A 19,152-nucleotide genomic window follows, 5' to 3' on the forward strand; every position below is an offset into this window, starting at 1 on the left:
GGTCTCCCTGGGGTGGGCGTTATTCCTTCGGCGAGACGTAGGTTGGATCGTGCGCCGCCGGCAGCGGGCGGCCATCGCGCAGCGCGGCGAGCACGTCGCCAAAGCCGGTGGTGCAGCGGAAACCCAGTACGTGCTCGGCCAGCGCGGCATCATAGACCCGGTCGATGCTGGCGGGCAGCGTCCAGCCGGCTGTGGCGTAGAGCGCCGCCGCATCGGGGAAGTGGCGGGCGATCACCGCGGGCGCATCGCGCTTGAGCTCGGCCGTCTCGTCGCGTGCAAACGGCGTCGCGGCGGAGACGATGAAGGTGCCGAAGCCGAGCGCGGGGGCGCGCTCCAGCGCGACGAGATGCGCGGCAGCTGCATCGTGCACCGTCAGCCGGCGGTGCAGCAGTTCATTGGCCTTCATGTTCTCGCCCGATGGCTGGGCGTGCGTGTCGTCGTCCTCGGGGAAGAAACGCGACGTGCGCAGGATGACCACCGGCAGGCCGTGTTCAGCATGGATCAGCCGGCATATTTGCTCCGCCGCCAGCTTGGTCACGCCGTAAATGTTGCGCGGTTCGAGTGGCGCCAGCGTCTCATCGATCCAGGCCGCTTCGTCGCTGGCCCCCGCGCGGATCGACTGCGAGATCATCAGCGAGGTGGTCGAGGTGAAGACGAAGCGGCTGGCCTTCGCCGCCACCGCCGCCTCCAGCAGGCCCAGCGTGCCGCTGGTGTTGACGTCGATGAACGTCTGCCGCGGATACCGCACGATATCGGGCTTGTGCAGCGCCCCCGCGTGGATCACCGCCTCGATGCCGTGCGCGCCAAACACGCGGTCGATCAGCGCGCGGTCAGCGACGCTGCCGATCACATCGGTGTCCGCGCCGGGGGCGATATCCAGCCCGGTCACCATATGGCCGGCCCCGCGCAATCGCGGCGCGAGAAACCGGCCGAGCCAGCCACTCGATCCGGTGAGCAGGACGCGCATCAGCCGGCGCGGTAATCCGCCGTGATCGTGCCGGCGGCGGCGAGCTCGGCTTCGTGGGCATCTTCGCGCCACGTTTCGGTGAGCGCGGTCGCTTGCCAGTCGCGCATCGCCGGGTGATCAAGCATGCGCTCGACCCACGCCTGCCCGGCAGCGCCGACATCGAGGCCATAGGTGCGGATGCGGAAGGCAACCGGCGCGTAGAAGGCGTCGACGGCGGTGAAGTCGGGGCCGGCGAGCCATGGCCCGCCGAAGCGGTCGACCCCTTCGGCCCACAGTTCCGCCAGGCGGGCGAGGTTGCGCTCCAGCGCCGGCGAGGCGGGGCGCGGCTGGACGCGGACGCCGACGTTCATCGTGCAATCGTTGCGCAGCGCGGCGAACCCGCCATGCATCTCGCAGGTGGCGCTCATCGCCCAGGCGCGCGCGGCCTCGTCCGCGGGCCAAACGCCCGGAAAGCGCTCGGCGAGGTACAGGACGATGCCCAGCGAATCCCAGATCGTGCGCTCGCCGTCGATCAGCACCGGCACTTGGCCGGTGGGGGAGAAAGCGCGGAAAGCATCGTAATTGTCGGGCGTGGTGAACGGCTCGATGCGCTCGTCAAAGGGGATGGCGAGCGCTTTCATCAATACCCAGGGGCGCAGCGACCAGCTCGAGTAATTGCGGTTGGCGGTGATCAGGGTGAGGGTCATTCATTTTGTCCTAATCGTCACTCCGGATTTGGTCCGGGGTCCACTGCGCCGCGCATGCAGCGCGCAAAGTGCTTGTCGCTTCTCCAGCCGCTTGGTGGATTCCGGACCAAGTCCGGGATGACGGGTGTGGCGCGAGGCTCAGTTTACATAATGCCCGGTGGTTTTCGCCGCGACATCCGCGGGTGTCACCCCGGGCGCGCATTCGATCAGCTTGAACGGGCTGTCGTGATCGGGGCGCTGGAACACGCACAGATCGGTGATCACCATGTCGACCACGTTCCGGCCGGTCAGCGGCAGCGTGCATGCGGGAATGAATTTGGGGTCGCCGGCTTTGGAATTGTGCTCCATCACGACGATGATCTTCTTGACCCCGGCGACCAGATCCATCGCCCCGCCCATGCCCTTGATCATCTTGCCCGGGATCATCCAGTTGGCGATGTCGCCATTCTCGCTCACCTCCATCGCGCCCAGCACGGTCAGATCGATATGCCCGCCGCGGATCATCGCGAAGCTTTGATCGGAACCGAAATAGGCGCTTTGCGGCAATTCGCTGATCGTCTGCTTGCCGGCATTGATCAGATCGGCGTCTTCTTCCCCCTCATAGGGAAACGGACCGATGCCGAGCATGCCGTTTTCCGATTGCAGCGTAACGCTCACGCCGTCCGGGATATGATTGGCGACCAGCGTGGGAATGCCGATCCCGAGATTGACGTAGAAGCCGTCCTGCAGCTCCTGCGCGGCGCGCGCGGCCATTTCGTCACGGGTCCAGGGCATGTTATTTCTCCGGAAGGGCGGGCGCCCAGCGTTTGTCGGTCGGGAAGACGTCGTCGAAGCTGCCCTTGAGGCCGCTGCCATAAACGGGGTTGGGCAGGACGAACCAGCCGGCGCCCCATTTGATGGCGATCTCCGGTGCGAGCGTTGCGGCGCGGCGGGCGGCGGGGGCCAGGCGCGCCGCCTGGTCCGCTCGGCCCATGCTTGCGCAGGAATATCGCCGCGCGAACATGGTCATAAGGGCCGCTCGCGCACGGTGCGGAATTCGATTTTCTTGTCGTAAGGGCTGCCGAGGATCAGCCGGTTGACGTACACGCCGGGCAGATGAATGCAGTCCGGATCGAGCGATCCGACGGGCACGATCTCCTCCACCTCCGCCACGCAGATCTTGCCCGCCGTGGCCATCGGCGCATTGAAATTGCGCGCGGTCTTGCGAAAGATCAGATTGCCGCTCTCATCGGCTTTCCAGCCCTTGATGATGGCCAGATCGGCGCGGATGCCGCGTTCGAGGATATAGTCTTCCCCGTCGAACTGCTTCACTTCCTTGCCCTCGGCGACAAGCGTGCCGACGCCGGTCTTGGTGTAGAAGCCGGGGATCCCCGCGCCGCCCGCGCGGCACCGCTCGGCCAGCGTGCCTTGCGGGCAGAATTCCACCTCCAGTTCACCGCTCAGATATTGCCGCTCGAATTCCTTGTTCTCGCCGACATAGGACGAGATCATCTTCTTCACCTGGCGCGTGCGCAGCAGCTTGCCGAGGCCCTCGCCGTCGATGCCGGCATTGTTGCTGGCAATGGTCAGATCCTTGGTGCCCGCCGCCTGGATCGCATCGATCAGGCGCTCGGGAATCCCGCTGAGGCCGAACCCGCCCGCGCAGATCGTCATGCCATCGAACAGCACCCCCTCCAGCGCCGCAGCGGCATCGGGAAAGATCTTTTTCATGGCGCATCCTCCGGCGGTGGTGGCGAGCGAATACGCGGGCGGCGGGGTTTGGGTCAACGACAACGTCCCGCCGCGGCCGCGCGCGGGCGTCAGTAAGCGAGCGCCAGCCCCGGTCGCGGCCAGCGCGTCTTCACCAGCCGGCCAGTGCCGGAAAGGGTGATATAGGCGTCCATCATATCGGCGCCGCCCCAGCAGATATTGGTCGTGAAGGGATCGTCGGTGGCGACGAAGTCGATCAGCTCGCCGGCGGGCGAGATCACCGAAATCCCGCACTCCCCGATCGTCGCGACACAAATATTGCCGCCCGCTTCCACACCCAGTGAATCGAAGAATTTGTATCCCGCCGGCCGATAGAGCGGAATGCCCGCGCCGCCGAGCCCGGCAGTGGCATCGATCTTGCCCGGCGCGGTAATGCGGAACGCCATCAGCCGGCAGGTGTAGGTCTCCGCCGCATACAACGTGCAGCCGTCGGGCGAGAGGCCGATTCCGTTGGGATTCTCGCTCGGGAAAATCACTTCTTCAAGATAACTGCCATCGGCCTTGGCGTAGAAAATCCCGGTAACATCGCGTTCGCGCGGTCGCGTCTTGCCGTGATCGGTGAACCAGAAACCGCCGTGCGCGTCGAACACGATGTCGTTGGGGCCGCGCAAGCTGCAGCCGAAATCGCCGCTCTGGTAAAGGATTTCGACCGCACCGGTGACCAGATCGATCCGCTCGATCCGCCCGCCTGAATAATCGTCCGGTTGCCCCCCTGGCACCAGCAAGCCGCCATGATCGTGATAGGCGAAGCCGCCATTATTGCAGCAATACAATTTGCCATCCGGCCCGATCGCCAGCCCGTTGGGTCCGCCGCCCGGCTGCGCGACGATGTCCACCGCGCCGTCGGGGGCCACGCGGGTAATACGGCCGGCTTCGATTTCCACCAGAATGATGCTGCCGTCGGGCAGGACGACGGGGCCTTCCGGGAAGCGCAAACCGCTGGCGATGGTAGTGAATTCAGTCACGGGCCTCTCCTGTTTTTATGGGCAGGTTATACGGCTCGCGTCGTTGCTCAACCGCAACTTGCGCCCCGTCGCCGCGGGCGGCGCGGAGACGCTATTGACTACAGCCGTAATCAAGGCGATTACATCCGTAGTCAGTACGGGAGCGATTCGAAATGGCCGAGCGGATCAGTGATGCAGAGCATGCCGTGATGGAGGTGCTGTGGGATGAGAGCCCGCTCTCCGCGCAGGATGTCGGCGACCGTATTCCGGAGCGCGACTGGAGCGCCAATACGGTGAAGACCCTGCTTGGCCGGCTGCTGGCCAAGAATATCATCGCGCATCAGGAAGAGGGGCGGCGCTATCTGTATCGCCCGCTGGTCGAACGCGGCGATTATGTCACAGGCGAATCGCGCAAGCTGATGGATCGGCTGTTCGGCGGCAAACTCACGCCGCTTGTCGCGCATCTCGCCGAGCGCGATGAGCTGACCGATAGCGACATTGCCGAGATCGAGGCGCTGCTCAAAGGACTCAAGGCGTGAGCGCCGGTTTCGTCGGCTGGCTGGTCGAGGCGCTGGTCGCCTCCACCATGCTGATGGCGCTGGTGCTTGCGCTGCGCGGCCCGGTGCGCCGGGCCTTCGGGCCGGACGTCGCCTATGCGCTGTGGGCGTTACCGGTATTGCGGCTGTTGCTGCCGCCGCTGCCGGCGGCCTGGCGCGAGATCGCCGTCGCCCCGATCAGCGCGGCAGGCGAGACGATCACATTGTATGTCGTGCAGCCGCTGGGTGGCAGCGCCGCGGCAGCCCCGATCGACGGGAGCTTGCCGCTTGCACTGATCGTAACCGGCCTGTGGGCCGCCGGCGCGGCCGCCTTCCTGATCTGGCATACGACCCATCATATGCGCTTCTGCCGCCGCATGTTGCGACACCAGATTCGCGGCAGCGAGATCGAGGGTGGCATCCATCTGATCGAAACCAAGGCGGCAAGCGGCCCGCTCGCCTTTGGCATCCTGCGCAAATATGTCGCCTTCCCGCGCGATTTCGTCGAGCGCTACGATCAGGAGGAGCGCGATCTCGCGCTGGCGCACGAGATTGGCCATCACGATCGCGGCGATCTGATCGCCAATTGGCTGGCGCTCGCGGTGCTCGCTTTGCACTGGTTCAATCCGATCGCCTGGCGCGCCTTCCGCGCGTTTCGCGCCGATCAGGAAATCGCCAACGACGCGCGCGTGCTCGCCGGGCTTGGCCCGGTGGCGCGGCATTCCTATGCCTGCGCGATCGTCAAATCAGCGCATGGCGGTGCCGTCTCCGCCGCCTGCCATCTGCACACGATCGATGATCTGAAAGGGAGATTGAGGATGCTGACCACGGACCGGACCAGCCGCTCGCGTCTCATCGGCGGCGGTGTCGCTGTCGCCGCGCTGACCATCGTCGGACTGGGGCTCACTGCCTCCGGTACGCTGGCGGCGGAAACGGTGCGGGACCGGGTCGAGGCGACCACCGGCGTCGATCTCGCCGCGCTGGACGTCATCCCGCCGGCCGCTCCGGTGCCTCCCGCGCCTCCTGCGATTCCCGCTCCGATCAGCGCGGCGGAAGTGGCTGAACTCCCCGAGCCACCGGCGCCCCCCGCGCCCCCTGCGCCGGCCGTGCCGTCCGTCCATCACGGTGAGCGCCGCGACGTCACGACCACGCGCGTGACGGGTGACGATGGTAAGACCGTGACCCGGATCAAGGTCGTGGTGCGCGACAAGAACGGCGCGGTCCGCACCGACCAATGGGACGAACCCGCCGACATCGCCGAAATATCCCGCGGGACCTGCCCGGGCGCGGCCAGCGGCAAGAACATGGTGGTCGAGGATGTGAAGCACGGCAAGCGCCGGCTGACCATCTGCCGCGACCGCATCGATGCGGCGGTGGCGCATGCCACGGCGATGGCGACGCAGGGGCGGGTGATGGCGGCGCACGGCCGCGCGATGGCGGCACAGGCGCGGGCGATGGCATTCGATGAGCGCGCGATCCAGCGCAACGCGCTAAACGCCGCGCTCGTTGGGCTGCATGCCGCGCGTGCCGGGATCGAGGCCAATCGCGAAATGACGGCAACGGCACGGCGCCACGCACTGGACGGGATTGCCAAGGGCATGGCCGAGGTGGAAAGCGAGATCGCCAAGCCTGAATGAGCCTCGTGTCCGGCCCGCGCGCGCAGGCGGGCGAGGGACGCGGGGTGGCGGAATGGGTTGCGTCGCGCGGACCAACACGCCATTTCGACGGTATGAGCGAGCAACTTCCCGGCGTGCCTGAAACGCTTGAGCCGCTGGTCGTGCGGGTGCTTGCGGGCAATGCCTCGCCCTACACCTATACCGGCACGCAGACCTATCTGGTTGGTGCCAGCGACCTCGCGGTGATCGACCCCGGCCCGGAGGATGCGGCCCACCTGCAGGCAATGCTGGCGGTGATTGCCGGCCGGCCGCTGCGCGCGATCGTCATCACGCACACGCACCGCGATCACAGCCCCGGCGCGCGCGCGCTGCACGCCGCGACGGGCGCGCCGATCATCGGTTGCGCGCCGCTCGCGCTCGACGACAACGCGCCGCGCGCCGATGCGTCGTTCGATCACGATTATGCGCCCGACCGCATACTGGCGGATGGAGAGTTCATCAGCGGCGTCGGATGGACGCTGACCGCGATCGCAACGCCGGGCCATACCTCCAACCATCTCTGCTTCGCGCTGCCCGAGACGGGGGCGCTGTTCAGCGGTGATCACGTGATGGGCTGGTCGACCAGCATCGTCTCCCCGCCCGACGGCGACATGGGGGATTATATCCGCAGCCTGGAGAAGCTGCAGTCGCGCGACGACCGCATCTATTATCCCGGGCATGGCGATCCGGTGGACAATCCCAAGCGGCTGGTGCGTGGCATGATCGGGCATCGCAAGCAGCGCGAGGGGCAGATCCTGCGGTTGCTGCGCGAGAAGCCGCGCGGAGTCCCGGCGATGGTCGAGCGCATGTATGTCGGCATCGATCCGCGGCTGTTCCCGGCGGCGGAACGATCGGTGCTGGCGCATCTGATCGATCTGGCGCAGCGCGGGCTGGCAATGGCTGAGGGCGATATCTGGTCGCCGCTGGCGGAGGCGAACGTCTGATGGCCGAACTGGCACCCCAGCCGCAACCCAATCGCCCGATTGCCTCGATCGTCGCGGCAGTGATCGCGATCCTCGTCGCGCTGGTCATCGCCAAGATCGGCTATGACAAATATAACGAGAAATATGTCGTCGAGCGTCGCGATGATGGTGCCGCGGTCGATCGCGTGGTGCGCGCGACGTTTACGGGCGCGAGCGCGCTGAAGGTCGGATCGCTGACCGGCACGGTGCAGAGCACCGCGTCCGATGTGCGCGGGTTCGGCATGCTGGCGTCGGACAAGGTGGTGAAGGCACCGTTCAGCGTCGATTATTTCGTCGATGTGTCCGCGCTCGGCGGGCGCGATTATCGCTGGGACGAACAGGCGCGCGTGCTGACCATCATGACGCCCGATGTGACGGTCGCCGCACCCAATGTCAATGAAGGCGCGACCAGCGTCAGCGAAACGCGCGGGCTGTTCGTGACGCGCGCGGCCGCCGAGGCGCTGGCGCGGCAGGTGTCGATCGGCGCGCGTCGCACCGCGCAGACCGAGGCGCGCAAGCCCGAACGGATCGCCGCGGCGCGCGAAAATGCCAGGCGGGCGCTGGCCAGATTGCTCGGCGGGCCGCTGCAGGCGGCAGGCATCGGTGATGTCCGCGTGGCAATCGTCTTTCCGTTCGAGCGGCAAGGCTCAAATGATCGCTGGGATACCAGCAATAGGCCGCAAGACGTGCTCGCCAATCGCTACTGAACTGGATTCTCCGCTCCGGCTGTGATACATCGTTCCGGTGCATGATTAATGTCATCGGGGGATGAACATTGGCCACGTTAGTCGCGCCGGTACCACGCGGCATCCAGCCGGAGCGGTTTTTTCTTACCACCAGCATCGCCATGGCCGCGGTCGTGTTGGCCGGCTTCTCGCTGCAATTCGCCATGGGGCGATCTTCGTTCGGTGCACCGCCGATCGTGCACGTCCATGCGGTGGTGTTCATGGGCTGGGTGGCGATCTACGTGCTGCAGAACGTCTTCGTCGCCACGCAGTCGATGGCGCTGCATCGCCGGCTCGGCTGGATCGCCGCCGGCTGGGCCCTTGCGATGGTGGTGATGGGGTGTGTGGTCACGGTGCGGATGGTGCGTGCCGGCAACGCGCCGTTCTTTTTCACACCGGTGCATTTCCTCATCTTCAATCCGCTCAGCGTATTTACCTTTGCCGCGCTGACGGCGGCGGCGATCGCCAAGCGGCGGCAGACGGAGTGGCACCGGCGGCTGCATTATTGCGGTATGGCGGTGCTGCTGGAGCCGGCCTTCGGGCGGCTGCTGCCGATGCCGTTGCTGATCCCTTATGCCTATGAGACGACGTTCCTCGCCGTACTGATCTTTCCGCTCCTGGGGATCCTCCGCGATGTGCGCCAGCGCGGATCGGTTCATCCGGGCTTTGCCTGGGGCACCAGCCTGGTGCTCGGCTCCGCGCTGTTGACGCAAGCGATCACCTATTCGCCTGTCGGCACGGCCATCTATCGCGTCGTCGCGGCGGGCTCGCCGGGTGCCAGCGTCGCGCCCGATGTGTATCCCCCGTTTCCCGGCACGCCCTTGATCACCGGGCGGCACGCGTCCATGTGACCGGCAACGGTCGCGACAAGGAACGCATGATGGACGCACGAAACGGTATCGGCGGCACGCTGACGGGGTTGGACCTGCGTGCCGAAATCGATCGGCTGCGCACCGAGAAGAACGCGGTGATCCTCGCGCATTATTATCAGAAGCCCGAGATTCAGGATCTCGCCGATTTCGTCGGCGACAGCCTCGATCTGTCCAAGAAGGCGGCGGCGACCGATGCCGATGTCATCGCCTTTTGCGGCGTGCGCTTCATGGCCGAGACGGCGAAGATCCTCAGCCCCGACAAGATCGTCGTGCTGCCCGATATGAATGCCGGTTGCTCGCTGGAGGACAGTTGCCCGCCCGCGCAGTTCAAGGCGTTCCGCGAGGCGCATCCCGATCACATCGCGCTGACCTATATCAATTGCTCGACCGAGGTGAAGGCGCTCAGCGACGTGATCGTGACCAGCAGCTCGGCAGAAAAGATCCTCGCCCAGATCCCGCTCGATCAGCCGATCATCTTCGGGCCGGACAAGAATCTCGGTGGCTATCTGGCGCGCAAGACCGGGCGCGAGATGCTGCTATGGCCCGGCGTGTGCATCGTCCACGAGGCGTTCAGCGAAACGGAATTGCTCAAGCTGCAGCTGCAGCATCCCGGCGCGCCGGTCGCCGCGCATCCCGAATGCCCACCCTATATCCTCGATCATGCCGATTATGTCGGCTCGACCAGCGGCATTCTTGCGTATGCCGATGCGATGGCGGGCGACACGCTGATCGTGGCCACCGAGCCGCACATCATGCACCAGATGCAGAAGGCCGCGCCGCTCAAGAATTTCATCGGCGCGCCCGGCGCCGACGGCAATTGCAACTGCAATATCTGCCCGTACATGGCGCTCAATACGCTGGAGAAACTGTACGTCGCACTGCGCGATCTGCAGCCCCGCATCGAGATCGAAGAAGGCTTGCGGCTGCAGGCCAAGAAGAGCCTCGATGCGATGCTGGCCATGGCCAGTGGCACCGTCGGGATGGGGGATCTGGGGCCGCTGCGCGTGACCTGCGACTGATCCCGGCGCGGACGATAGCCGATCCAACAATCGACCGCGGCCCATCGTTCTCCACTTGTTCTGATCATGATCGCCCTCACATCCGTCTTGGGACCACCAGGCCGGGGGGCAGATCATGGTTACGCCACACGATATCGTGCTTCGAGCAGCGCCGGATGCCGACGATGCTTATGTCGCGGCGTTCGCCGATCCGGAGGCGCTGCTGGCGGCGGCAGGCGTCAGCACGCCGCTGCGGGTGGCGCATTTCATGGCGCAGGTGCTGCACGAAACTGCAGGCCTCACGCTCAGCATCGAAAGCGGGCGTTATAGCGCCAAGGCGCTGGGCCGGATGTGGGACAGCGGCAACTGGCGGCGCTATTTCGCCGATCGCGCCGCTTGCGTGGCGATGGCCGGGCAATGCCGGATCGATCACGGCGTGGCGCTGTTCAGCCTCGTCTACGGCAACCGCATGGGCAATGGCCCGCCGGAGACGCGTGACGGCTGGACCTATCGCGGCCGCGGGCTGCTGCAGACCACGGGGCGCGGCGCCTATCGCCGCTTTGGTGAACGATGGGGCGTGCCCTTCGAGCAGGAGCCGGATCTGGTGCGTGCGCCCGCTCATGCGCTGAAGCCAGCGCTGGGTGAATGGCAGGACAAGAAGTGCAACGAGGCCGCCGATCACAACGATATCGCGCGCGTCACACGCTGTATCAACGGCGGCCAGATCGGGCTGGAGGATCGCCAGCGCTGGTTCGCCCGCGTCTGGCGGCTGGTGATCGGTGCGCCGCCCGCCGAAAACGCCACCGCTTGGCAGGTGCAAGCCGCGCTGATCGCCGCGGGCTTCGACAGCGGCGCGCCCGACGGCATCGTCGGCCCGCGTACGCGCGCGGCCATCCTGGCGTATCGCGCCGCCCGGCAATTGCCGCCGCTGCCGACGATCACCCTGGATCTGCGCCGGTCGCTCGGGCTGCGCTGAGCCCGGGCGCCGCGCCATCACGCGATCGGCAGGCCGAACATCAACTGGCGCACGAATCGCGCCGGTGGCGAGCCATGCGCCAGCACCGCGTCGTTATAGGCCTTGAGGTCGAACGCCGCGCCCTGCCGCGTGCGCGCTTCGTCGCGCATCGCGACATGCTCGGCATAGCCGGTGAAATAGCTCAGCAACTGCGTCGAGCCCAGGCTGGCGCGGACCCATTTTCCCGCCGCCTCGCGCTCCTGCTGGAACGCGCCCTGCATCATCATCTGCATCGCCTGCTCGCGGCTCAGCCCCTCGGTCTGGATGCCGATATCGAGCAGCGAGTTGGTGATCGAGCGCAGCCGCATTTTCAGCACGGTCAGCTTGAACAGCGGATCGCCGTTCATGTAATCGGCATCCATCATCATGCCCTCGGCATACACTGCCCAGCCTTCGACGAACGGGCCGGAGGACAGCACCGCGCGCAGCACGGATTTGTACTGGTTGCCATGCGCGATCTGCAGATAATGGCCCGGCATCGCTTCGTGGATGCTCAGATCCTGGATCATGTAATCGTTATATTCGTTGAGGAACGAGGTCGCCTGCGCGTCGGTCCACTCGTCGGGGATGGGCGAGATGGCGTAGAAGGTGGGCAGCGAGGTCTCCAGCGGCCCGGGGCTGTCGCAATAGGCCACCGCCACGCCCTGCTGGAATTTGGGCATGGTGATGATCTTCACCGGCGCATCGGGCATCGAAATGAGGTTCTTCGCGCGGACGAAATCGGTCGCCTGCGTCAGCGTCTGTCTGGCCTTGGCCATCAGCCCGTCGCGCGCCGGGCGCTGCGCGTAGCTGAGCTGCAGCGCGGCTTCGATCGCTGCCTGCTGCTGTGCTGCGCTGGGCCGTTCGGGCAGCGCGGGCGCGCCCGGCTTGCCGGCCAGCACCTGGCGCGCCAGCGTATACATCTGCGCGCGCGTCTCGGTGAGCGCCGTGGTGGCGCGCGCCTTGATCTGCGGGCGCGTCAGATCCGAGACGAGCGCATATTTCATCTTCTGGTCGTACAGCGTGGCACCGAGCCGGAAATCGCCCTTGGCCTGCGGCACCAGCACCGTGTCGAGCCATTGCTGATGCTCGGCGACGGCAGCCTTTAGCGTGACGAGCGCGGCATCGAAGCGCTTCGCGTCGGCGGCGCTCAGTTCGCCGCGATGCGGCGCGAGCATGCCCTGGGCGATCTCGATCATACCGCCATTCTGCTTGGCGACGGTGGTGGCGTAGATTTGCGGCACCAAAGCCGGCACGATCTCGGCGCGCGCCTGCGCGAGGAAGGCGGGCATGCGCTCCATCCGCGCGGTTGCCGCCTTCGCCGCTGCGGCCAGGGCGCGAAATCGCGTGCCGCCAGGCCGTACAGCGCGCCGCCGGCCTGATCGTTGTAGATCTGGATATCCCAGCGCCAGTTCTTCAGCACCTCGATCTGCCACAGCTCATAGCGCAGCGCGTTATCGAGCAACGCGGCATCCACCTGCGCCTCGCGGCCCAGCTGTTTGCGGTCGATCGTCGCCAATTCGGCGAGCAGCGCGCGATCATGCGCCACCGCCGCGGCGCGGCCGGCGGCGGAGACATCGCCGATGCGATCGTCGAAGCGATGATCGCCAAGCGCCGTGCCATAGGTCGGCGCGAACCGGGCAATGCCGTCGATATAACGCTGCGACAGCGCCGCGAAGCGCTGCTCGTTGGTGCCGCGCGGCGCCGCGGCGGCGGTTTTCGCGGTGGCGAAGACGGGCAGGGTGGGCAGCGCTACGGTGGCAAGCAGCAGGGCAGGGATCAGGCGCATCGGTTTGTCTCGCAATCAGGGTTTGCGGTACCCTAGACGGGGTTTTCAGCAGATCAAATCGCTAGCCCGCCCTGCGCTATCTGAGCCGGGAGGAAGAACAGATAAGCAGGCCACCGCGCGTCGATTCGCGCTGTCCTACAAACCCGGATTTGTGCAACAGCCCACTTATGCCGAACCGCCCCTTTGCTGCCGCCCGCCCGTCGCCCACCGCCCGAACCGCCGCGCTCCGCGCGCGCGCGCGTGAGCGTGCGACTTTTGCGACTTTCGGGGGCGTCGCATGACCTTTTCGCTCCCCGGCTTCGATCTCGATGCCTTCGTCGCCGCCACCCTGGCCGAGGATCTCGGCACGATCGGCGACATCACCTCCGCCGCCGTCATCCCGGCGGACGCACGCTTTACCGGCGCGATGGACAGCCGCGATGCGATCGTCGTCGCCGGGCTGGGCATCGCCGAAGCCTTCTTCCGCGCGCTCGATCCGGACGTGCGGATCGACCTGCTGGTCGAGGACGGGCAGCGGGTCGCCGCCGGCAACGATCTGATGCGGCTGGAGGGCAGCGCGCGCGCCATGCTCACCGCCGAACGCTCGGCGCTCAACACTGTGCAACATCTTTCCGGCATCGCCACAATGACGCGCGGCTATGTCGATAAGATCCTCGGCACGGGCGCCACCCTGCTCGACACGCGCAAGACTATTCCAGGGCTCCGCTTGCTCGAGAAATATGCCACGCAGATGGGCGGCGCGACCAATCACCGCATGGGGCTGTGGGATGCGGCGATGATCAAGGACAATCACGTCGCGGTGGCCGGCGGCGTGGGCGAAGCGGTGGCGCGCGCCAAGGCGGCGGGAATCGCGCAGATCATCGTCGAGGTCGATTCGATCGACCAGATCGAGCCGGCGCTGGCGGCGGGCGCGACGCATCTGTTGCTCGATAATATGGCGCCGCCGATGCTGCGCGGCGCGGTTACCCTGGTCGGCGGGCGCGTGCCGACCGAAGCCTCGGGTGGTGTCCGCCTCGATACGATCCGCGCCATCGCCGAGACGGGCGTCACCTATGTCAGCGTCGGGCGGCTGACGCAGTCGGCGCCGGCCGCCGATATCGGGCTGGATTTCGCTGCGGCGTAATCGTTAGGATGGTGGGCGTGACGGCATAGGGGAGGCGTTGGGGATGAAACGGACATGGATCGCGGCGGCGCTGATCGCGGCAGGCGCGGCGTCCGAGGCGGACGCGCAGGCCTATCAATGCGCCATCCCGCGCAATCTGCCCACGCCGCGCCCGGATCTGCCCTCGGCGAGTCAGCCCAGGCGCGTGTTGCCGATCGGCAGCTATACGCTGGCGATCACCTGGGCGCCGGAATATTGCCGCGGCAATGCCGGCGAGCGCTCGGCGCGGTTCCAGTGCGGCGGCGGCAATCGCTTCGGTTTTACGCTGCACGGCCTGTGGCCCGACGGGGTGGGGGCGCAGTGGCCGCAATATTGCGCCGCGACGCCGATCGTGCCGCGCAAGGTGATCCGTGACACGATCTGTTCGACGCCGTCGGCGCAACTGATCCAGCATGAATGGGCCAAGCACGGCACCTGCATGCGCACCACGCCGGCGGCCTATTTCCGCGCCTCGACGCGGCTGTTCGCCAAATTGCGCTATCCCGACATGGATGCCCTGTCGCGCCAGCCGCTGACCGCGGGGCAATTCGCCGCCGCGATGGCGCGGGCCAATCCCGGCCTGCCGGCGAGCTCGATCCGTGTCACCGCGACCAAACAGGGCTGGCTCGACGAGTTGTGGCTGTGTCTCGACAAAGCCTATCGCTATGATCGCTGCCGCGCCAATTCGGGCGGGCTGAGCCGCAACGCCGCGCTGAAGATCTGGCGCGGGCGGCGCTAGCGCGCTTGCTCAGTTCTCGATCGTCGCGGTGGCCGGGTGATGCTTGTCGAGATGCTTCTTGATGATGCGCAGGTTGCGCGTGTTGGAGCGGAAGAAGAAATCGGGCACGGCGCCGATAAACGGCACCAAGCCGAGCATGAAATCGACCCCGACATTGCCGAACATGCGGCTGATCTGCATTTTCGACATGCCCAGATTGCGTGCTTCCCACACCATATAGGCGCCCATCGCCGAGGCGATCGCGCCGCCGCCGATCGGGATCAGATTGAGAATCACGTCGAGCCCCACCTTGCGGTTGGTGCCGGGAATGGTGAACAGGCCTTCCAGCAGATGTTCCAGCGCCACGACACGCTGACGGACCGACGCGGCATCGGTGCCAAAGGGAATCATGCCGGCGATCTTGCTGGCGGGGTCGGAATTGATGCGGGTTGTGTTGGCCATGGAACTCACTTGGTGTCGTTACGCAGGTGATTCAACGGATGCCAGGCGCGGGCGTTCCCTTGCCAGCGGTCAAGCCGCACCGCGACGAGCGACCAGCGCAACGGTCGGGCGAGCGGAATAAAGGCGCTGTCGGCGGCCAAAGCGCTGTCTGCTGCGGCGATGCGCAGCGCCCGCGTGGCGGCATCGGGGGCCAGGCGCGCCGACTCGATCGCGTCGCTCGCCTCCGTGCCGCAGGGCGCGCAGGCCGTGGCGAGATACCAGCGCGCGCTGTCATACGGCGCCACTGCGTCGATCAGCCGCAAGTCGGCCGGATCCTTGTGCCCGACGCGCGCCGGCTGGATGCCCATCGCGCGAAGGCTGGCGCCGATCCGGCCGTATAACAATGTCGCGCCTGGCCCGCTGGGCAGCGCGATGCGCAACGTCAACTGGCCCGGATGCGTTGCTTGCCACGCCGCCACCATGCGCCGCGCATTGGCCAGCCGCGCGTCGGCGGGGATGCTGGCCCAGGCCGGCGCCACCGGCAGCGCGGCGGAGTCGAGCTGTTCGGGGAGCAACTGGTTGACGGGCAGCCAGGCCGGGGTGAACGCCGCCAACACCGCCGGCCGATCGATCGCCGCGGCGATCACCGCGCGGTGCGCCGCCTCGGCCAGAAAACCGCTGCGCTCGGTCACCGCCAGCCCGAACAACCCCGCCGCGGGATCGAGCCGGCGGTTGATCGGCGCGATATCGACGGTGGCGAGCAGCGGCCAATCGGCAAAGCTCCCCCCGCTGACGAGATCGGATTTGCCCGCGGCAAAGCGCGCCACCGCCAGCGCCGCCCGCTCGGCCCTCAGCCGGACGTCGTTGCGGGCATCGGGCGGGGCAACATCGTCGGGCGAGCGCGTGAGATCCACGTCGGCGCGCAGCACCGTCTGCTGGCGCGCCATGCTGATCACCCGCAGCGGGCCGCTGCCGCCGGGCGGGCGGGCGCGGAAGATGGCCATGTCGGGTTGCGCGAACAGCTTGAGCAGATCGGGACGCGGCCGGTTCAGCCGCACCTCGATCACTTGCGGCGTCATCTCGACGATCTCGTCGATCGCGCTGAGGAACGGGCGCAGTGCATTGCCCGATCCCGCCAGGCGTCGGCGCAACAGCGTCACCACCTGCGCCGCGGTGACCGGCTTGCCATCCTGCCAGGTCGCGTCGCGCAGCCGGAAGATATAGCTCATGCCGTTGTCGATCACGATCCAGCGCTCGGCGATGCCGGGTTCGACCTGCCCTGCGGCGTCGAAGCGCACCAGCCCTTGCGCGGTGGCGTCGAGCATTACCCGCCGGGCGAAGTCCGGATCTTTAGGCTCCGGCTGGTCGACGCGCAGATCACCGCCGATCGCGCTGACCACGATCTGTCCGGCGTCGCGTCGCGCGTCGCACGCTGCCAGCAGCAGCGCGGCGATCAGCAGGGCGGCGCGGGGGATCACGGTCGGTCGAATGGGGCGGCGCGCATCATCGGCGCATCCTGCCACCCGCAGCCCGGGGGCGCCACCGCTGCCGGCCTGACGGATTGATAAAGTTGATCAATATCGCGGGCAGCGGGCAGCGGGCAGACCGTGGTGCGGACGGCGGGACTCGAACCCGCACGCCTCGAAGGGCAGAAGATTTTAAGTCTCCGGCGTCTACCATTCCGCCACGTCCGCACTGCGCGCCTCGTGGCGCGGACAGGGGGGCGCCGTCAACCGTGCTTGGCGCTACTCGACGTTGAGCCGCGCGCGCATCTCCTTGCCCGGCTTGAAATAGGGCACGCGTTTCGCCTCGACTTCGACGGTCTCGCCGGTCCGCGGGTTGCGACCGGTGCGCGCATCGCGCGCGCGGGTCGAGAAAGCGCCGAACCCGCGCAGCTCGACACGACCGTCCTGCGCCAGTCGTTTGACGATTTCATCGAAGAACGTGCTGACGATCGCCTCGATGTCGCGCAGCGCGAGATCGGGATTGTCCTGTGACAGCGTTTCGACAAGCTCGGATCGGATCATGATGCGCCCCCCATTTCTGGCAACCGGCCCGCTTACATGCGGCCCGGGAACACCAGAATATCTGGCGGAATATAGAGTATGCGTAACGATAACTTGATCAGGGTCAATGTGATAGCAGCAGTGTAGGGCCGTTTTGGCACAAAAAAAAGGGCGGGAGGGTTGCCCCTCCCGCCCCGATGGGCCGGTCAGTCGACCAGACCCTTATTTCTTGGCGTCGCCGCCCTGTGCTTTCAGCGCTGCGCCCAGGATGTCGCCCAGCGATGCGCCCGAATCGGACGAGCCATATTGTGCCACGGCCTGCTTCTCTTCCGAGATCTGCATCGCCTTGATCGAGAAGGTCGGCTTCTTCGAGCGATCGAAGCCGGTGACCATCGCATCGAACTTCTGCGCGACCTGGAAGCGCTCGGGGCGCTGCTCGTCGCGATCGCGGCCGAGATCGGTGCGCTTGATGAAGCCCGTCGCGCCATCGTCGCCGACCTGCACTTCGAGACCCGCATCGCGGACTTCGAGCACGGTGACCGTGACGATCTGGTTCTTGTTGAGACCCGAACCCGCCGCTGCCGTGCCGCCTGCGGCAACGCCGCCGGCCGCCGGAGCGCCACGCTCGAGCTGCTTCATGCCCAGCGAGATCCGCTCCTTCTCGGCATCGATATCGAGCACGATGGCCTGAACCGTCTCACCCTTGCGATGCAGGTTGAGCGCGTCCTCGCCCGATACGCCCCAGGCGATGTCGGACATGTGGACCATGCCGTCGACATCGTTGTCGAGGCCGATGAACAGACCGAATTCGGTCGCGTTCTTGACTTCGCCTTCGACGGTCGAGCCGATCGGATGCGCTTCCAGGAAGGCATCCCACGGATTGGCCTGTGCCTGTTTGAGGCCGAGGCTGATGCGGCGCTTGTCCGAATCGACTTCCAGCACGATGACTTCGACTTCCTGCGAGGTCGACACGATCTTGCCCGGATGGACGTTCTTCTTGGTCCAGGACATTTCGGACACGTGCACCAGGCCTTCGATGCCCGGCTCCAGTTCGACGAACGCACCATATTCGGTGATGTTGGTCACGCGGCCCGACAGCTTGGCGCCGATCGGATATTTGGCCATCGCGCCATCCCACGGATCGCTCTCGAGCTGCTTCATGCCGAGCGAGATACGCTGCGTGTCCTTGTTGATGCGGATGATCTGCACCTTCACGACATCGCCGATGTTCAGCACTTCGCTCGGATGACCGACGCGCTTGTAGCTGAGATCGGTGACGTGCAGCAGGCCATCGATGCCGCCCAGATCAACGAACGCACCATAATCGGTGATGTTCTTGACCACGCCGTCGATGATCTGGCCTTCAGCGAGGCTCAGGATCAGGCCCGAACGCTGCTCGGCGCGCGTCTCTTCGAGGATCGCACGACGCGAGACGACGATGTTGCCGCGCTTGCGGTCCATCTTGAGGATCTGGAACGGCTGCGGGATGTCCATCAGCGGGGTCACGTCGCGCACCGGGCGGATATCGACCTGCGAACCGGGCAGGAAGGCCACGGCACCGTTGAGGTCGACGGTGAAGCCACCCTTCACGCGGCCGAAGATCGTGCCTTCGACGCGCGCGGTCTTGGCGAATTCGGTTTCCAGCTTGTCCCAGGCGGCTTCGCGGCGCGCGCGATCGCGCGACAGCATCGCTTCGCCGTGGATGTTCTCGACGCGGTCGACATAGACTTCGACTTCGTCACCGATCTTGAGATCGGCCTTCTGGCCCGGCGCGGCGAATTCGCGCAGCGGCACGCGGCCTTCGGACTTGAGGCCGACGTCGATGACGGCGAGGTCGTTTTCGATGCCGGTAACGGTGCCCTTGACGACGCGGCCTTCGAAGCTGTCGGCGCCGCCGAACTGTTCATCGAGCATGGCGGCGAAATCGTCGCGGGTAGGATGTGCCTGAGTGGCCATAAAGAGGGATCGT

20 protein-coding genes, 1 tRNA gene and 1 pseudogene are annotated in these 19,152 nt (G+C 66.4%); 9 read left to right on the plus strand and 13 right to left on the minus strand.

What is annotated here, in order from left to right:
* Positions 1-19: 19 nt before the first annotated feature.
* The 6 genes and pseudogenes from ABC969_RS13175 to ABC969_RS13200 form a co-directional block, all read right to left on the minus strand.
* Positions 20-967 carry an NAD-dependent epimerase/dehydratase family protein gene (locus ABC969_RS13175; protein WP_345865510.1) on the minus strand — a complete coding sequence of 316 codons (948 nt, stop codon included), beginning with the start codon at positions 965-967 and terminating at the stop codon, positions 20-22.
* On the minus strand, positions 967-1,653 hold the full coding sequence (locus ABC969_RS13180; protein ID WP_345865511.1) for a glutathione S-transferase family protein: 687 nt from the start codon (positions 1,651-1,653) through the stop codon (positions 967-969). Before ABC969_RS13180 ends, ABC969_RS13175 begins: the two co-directional genes overlap by 1 nt.
* Before the next feature lie 138 nt (positions 1,654-1,791).
* The gene (locus ABC969_RS13185) at positions 1,792-2,427 is read right to left on the minus strand and encodes a CoA transferase subunit B (protein ID WP_345865512.1); all 636 of its coding nucleotides are present in this window, start codon (positions 2,425-2,427) and stop codon (positions 1,792-1,794) included.
* A 1-nt stretch (position 2,428) separates the two neighbouring features.
* Positions 2,429-2,587 (minus strand): annotated as a pseudogene (locus tag ABC969_RS13190) (acid phosphatase); the annotation flags it as partial.
* A 71-nt stretch (positions 2,588-2,658) separates the two neighbouring features.
* Complete coding sequence (locus ABC969_RS13195) at positions 2,659-3,363, minus strand: CoA transferase subunit A (RefSeq protein ID WP_345865513.1); 705 nt, start codon at positions 3,361-3,363, stop codon at positions 2,659-2,661.
* 89 nt (positions 3,364-3,452) lie between these two features.
* Positions 3,453-4,367, minus strand: coding sequence for an SMP-30/gluconolactonase/LRE family protein (locus ABC969_RS13200; protein WP_345865515.1), 915 nt, complete (start codon positions 4,365-4,367; stop codon positions 3,453-3,455).
* A 152-nt stretch (positions 4,368-4,519) separates the two neighbouring features.
* Between ABC969_RS13200 and ABC969_RS13205 the strand changes: the two genes are divergently transcribed.
* The 7 genes from ABC969_RS13205 to ABC969_RS13235 all read left to right on the plus strand — a co-directional run bounded on the left by ABC969_RS13205 (position 4,520) and on the right by ABC969_RS13235 (position 11,070).
* Positions 4,520-4,885 (plus strand): BlaI/MecI/CopY family transcriptional regulator, encoded by a 366-nt coding sequence (locus ABC969_RS13205; protein ID WP_345865517.1) that lies wholly within the window; start codon positions 4,520-4,522, stop codon positions 4,883-4,885.
* Complete coding sequence (locus tag ABC969_RS13210) at positions 4,882-6,519, plus strand: M56 family metallopeptidase (RefSeq protein WP_345865519.1); 1,638 nt, start codon at positions 4,882-4,884, stop codon at positions 6,517-6,519. The genes ABC969_RS13205 and ABC969_RS13210 overlap by 4 nt, the downstream gene beginning before the upstream one ends.
* Before the next feature lie 92 nt (positions 6,520-6,611).
* On the plus strand, positions 6,612-7,481 hold the full coding sequence (locus ABC969_RS13215; protein WP_345865858.1) for an MBL fold metallo-hydrolase: 870 nt from the start codon (positions 6,612-6,614) through the stop codon (positions 7,479-7,481).
* Positions 7,481-8,206 (plus strand): DUF4230 domain-containing protein, encoded by a 726-nt coding sequence (locus ABC969_RS13220; RefSeq protein ID WP_345865521.1) that lies wholly within the window; start codon positions 7,481-7,483, stop codon positions 8,204-8,206. Before ABC969_RS13215 ends, ABC969_RS13220 begins: the two co-directional genes overlap by 1 nt.
* A gap of 68 nt (positions 8,207-8,274) precedes the next feature.
* A complete protein-coding gene (locus ABC969_RS13225; RefSeq protein WP_345865523.1) occupies positions 8,275-9,075 on the plus strand; it encodes a hypothetical protein in 801 nt (266 codons plus the stop codon).
* Positions 9,076-9,104: 29 nt separating this feature from the next.
* Positions 9,105-10,115, plus strand: coding sequence for a quinolinate synthase NadA (nadA, locus tag ABC969_RS13230; protein ID WP_345865524.1), 1,011 nt, complete (start codon positions 9,105-9,107; stop codon positions 10,113-10,115).
* A 115-nt stretch (positions 10,116-10,230) separates the two neighbouring features.
* Complete coding sequence (locus ABC969_RS13235) at positions 10,231-11,070, plus strand: peptidoglycan-binding protein (RefSeq protein ID WP_345865525.1); 840 nt, start codon at positions 10,231-10,233, stop codon at positions 11,068-11,070.
* Between the two features lie 17 nt (positions 11,071-11,087).
* On the opposite strand, the gene ABC969_RS13240 is transcribed toward ABC969_RS13235, so the two are convergent.
* A complete protein-coding gene (locus ABC969_RS13240) occupies positions 11,088-12,380 on the minus strand; it encodes a DUF885 domain-containing protein (protein ID WP_345865526.1) in 1,293 nt (430 codons plus the stop codon).
* Positions 12,284-12,877, minus strand: coding sequence for a DUF885 family protein (locus tag ABC969_RS13245; RefSeq protein ID WP_345865527.1), 594 nt, complete (start codon positions 12,875-12,877; stop codon positions 12,284-12,286). Before ABC969_RS13245 ends, ABC969_RS13240 begins: the two co-directional genes overlap by 97 nt.
* Positions 12,878-13,154: 277 nt before the next feature.
* On the opposite strand from ABC969_RS13245, the gene nadC reads away from it, so the two are divergent.
* Together nadC and ABC969_RS13255 are read left to right on the plus strand one after the other, a co-directional pair.
* Entirely contained in the window at positions 13,155-14,000 is an 846-nt protein-coding gene (nadC, locus tag ABC969_RS13250; protein ID WP_345865528.1) for a carboxylating nicotinate-nucleotide diphosphorylase, read from the plus strand.
* A gap of 43 nt (positions 14,001-14,043) precedes the next feature.
* Positions 14,044-14,757, plus strand: coding sequence for a ribonuclease T2 family protein (locus tag ABC969_RS13255; RefSeq protein WP_345865529.1), 714 nt, complete (start codon positions 14,044-14,046; stop codon positions 14,755-14,757).
* A gap of 9 nt (positions 14,758-14,766) precedes the next feature.
* Here ABC969_RS13255 and ABC969_RS13260 read toward each other — a convergent pair whose 3' ends face one another.
* The 5 genes from ABC969_RS13260 to rpsA form a co-directional block, all read right to left on the minus strand.
* Complete coding sequence (locus tag ABC969_RS13260; RefSeq protein ID WP_345865531.1) at positions 14,767-15,198, minus strand: DUF4112 domain-containing protein; 432 nt, start codon at positions 15,196-15,198, stop codon at positions 14,767-14,769.
* A gap of 5 nt (positions 15,199-15,203) precedes the next feature.
* A complete protein-coding gene (locus ABC969_RS13265) occupies positions 15,204-16,655 on the minus strand; it encodes an ABC transporter substrate-binding protein (RefSeq protein ID WP_345865532.1) in 1,452 nt (483 codons plus the stop codon).
* 130 nt (positions 16,656-16,785) lie between these two features.
* A tRNA-Leu gene (locus tag ABC969_RS13270) sits at positions 16,786-16,871 on the minus strand.
* A 51-nt stretch (positions 16,872-16,922) separates the two neighbouring features.
* A complete protein-coding gene (locus tag ABC969_RS13275; RefSeq protein ID WP_345865533.1) occupies positions 16,923-17,204 on the minus strand; it encodes an integration host factor subunit beta in 282 nt (93 codons plus the stop codon).
* 201 nt (positions 17,205-17,405) lie between these two features.
* Entirely contained in the window at positions 17,406-19,139 is a 1,734-nt protein-coding gene (rpsA, locus tag ABC969_RS13280; RefSeq protein WP_261295954.1) for a 30S ribosomal protein S1, read from the minus strand.
* Between the last annotated feature and the right edge of the window lie 13 nt (positions 19,140-19,152).

Source organism: Sphingomonas qilianensis (genome assembly GCF_039614825.1).
Classification (GTDB): domain Bacteria; phylum Pseudomonadota; class Alphaproteobacteria; order Sphingomonadales; family Sphingomonadaceae; genus Sphingomonas; species Sphingomonas qilianensis.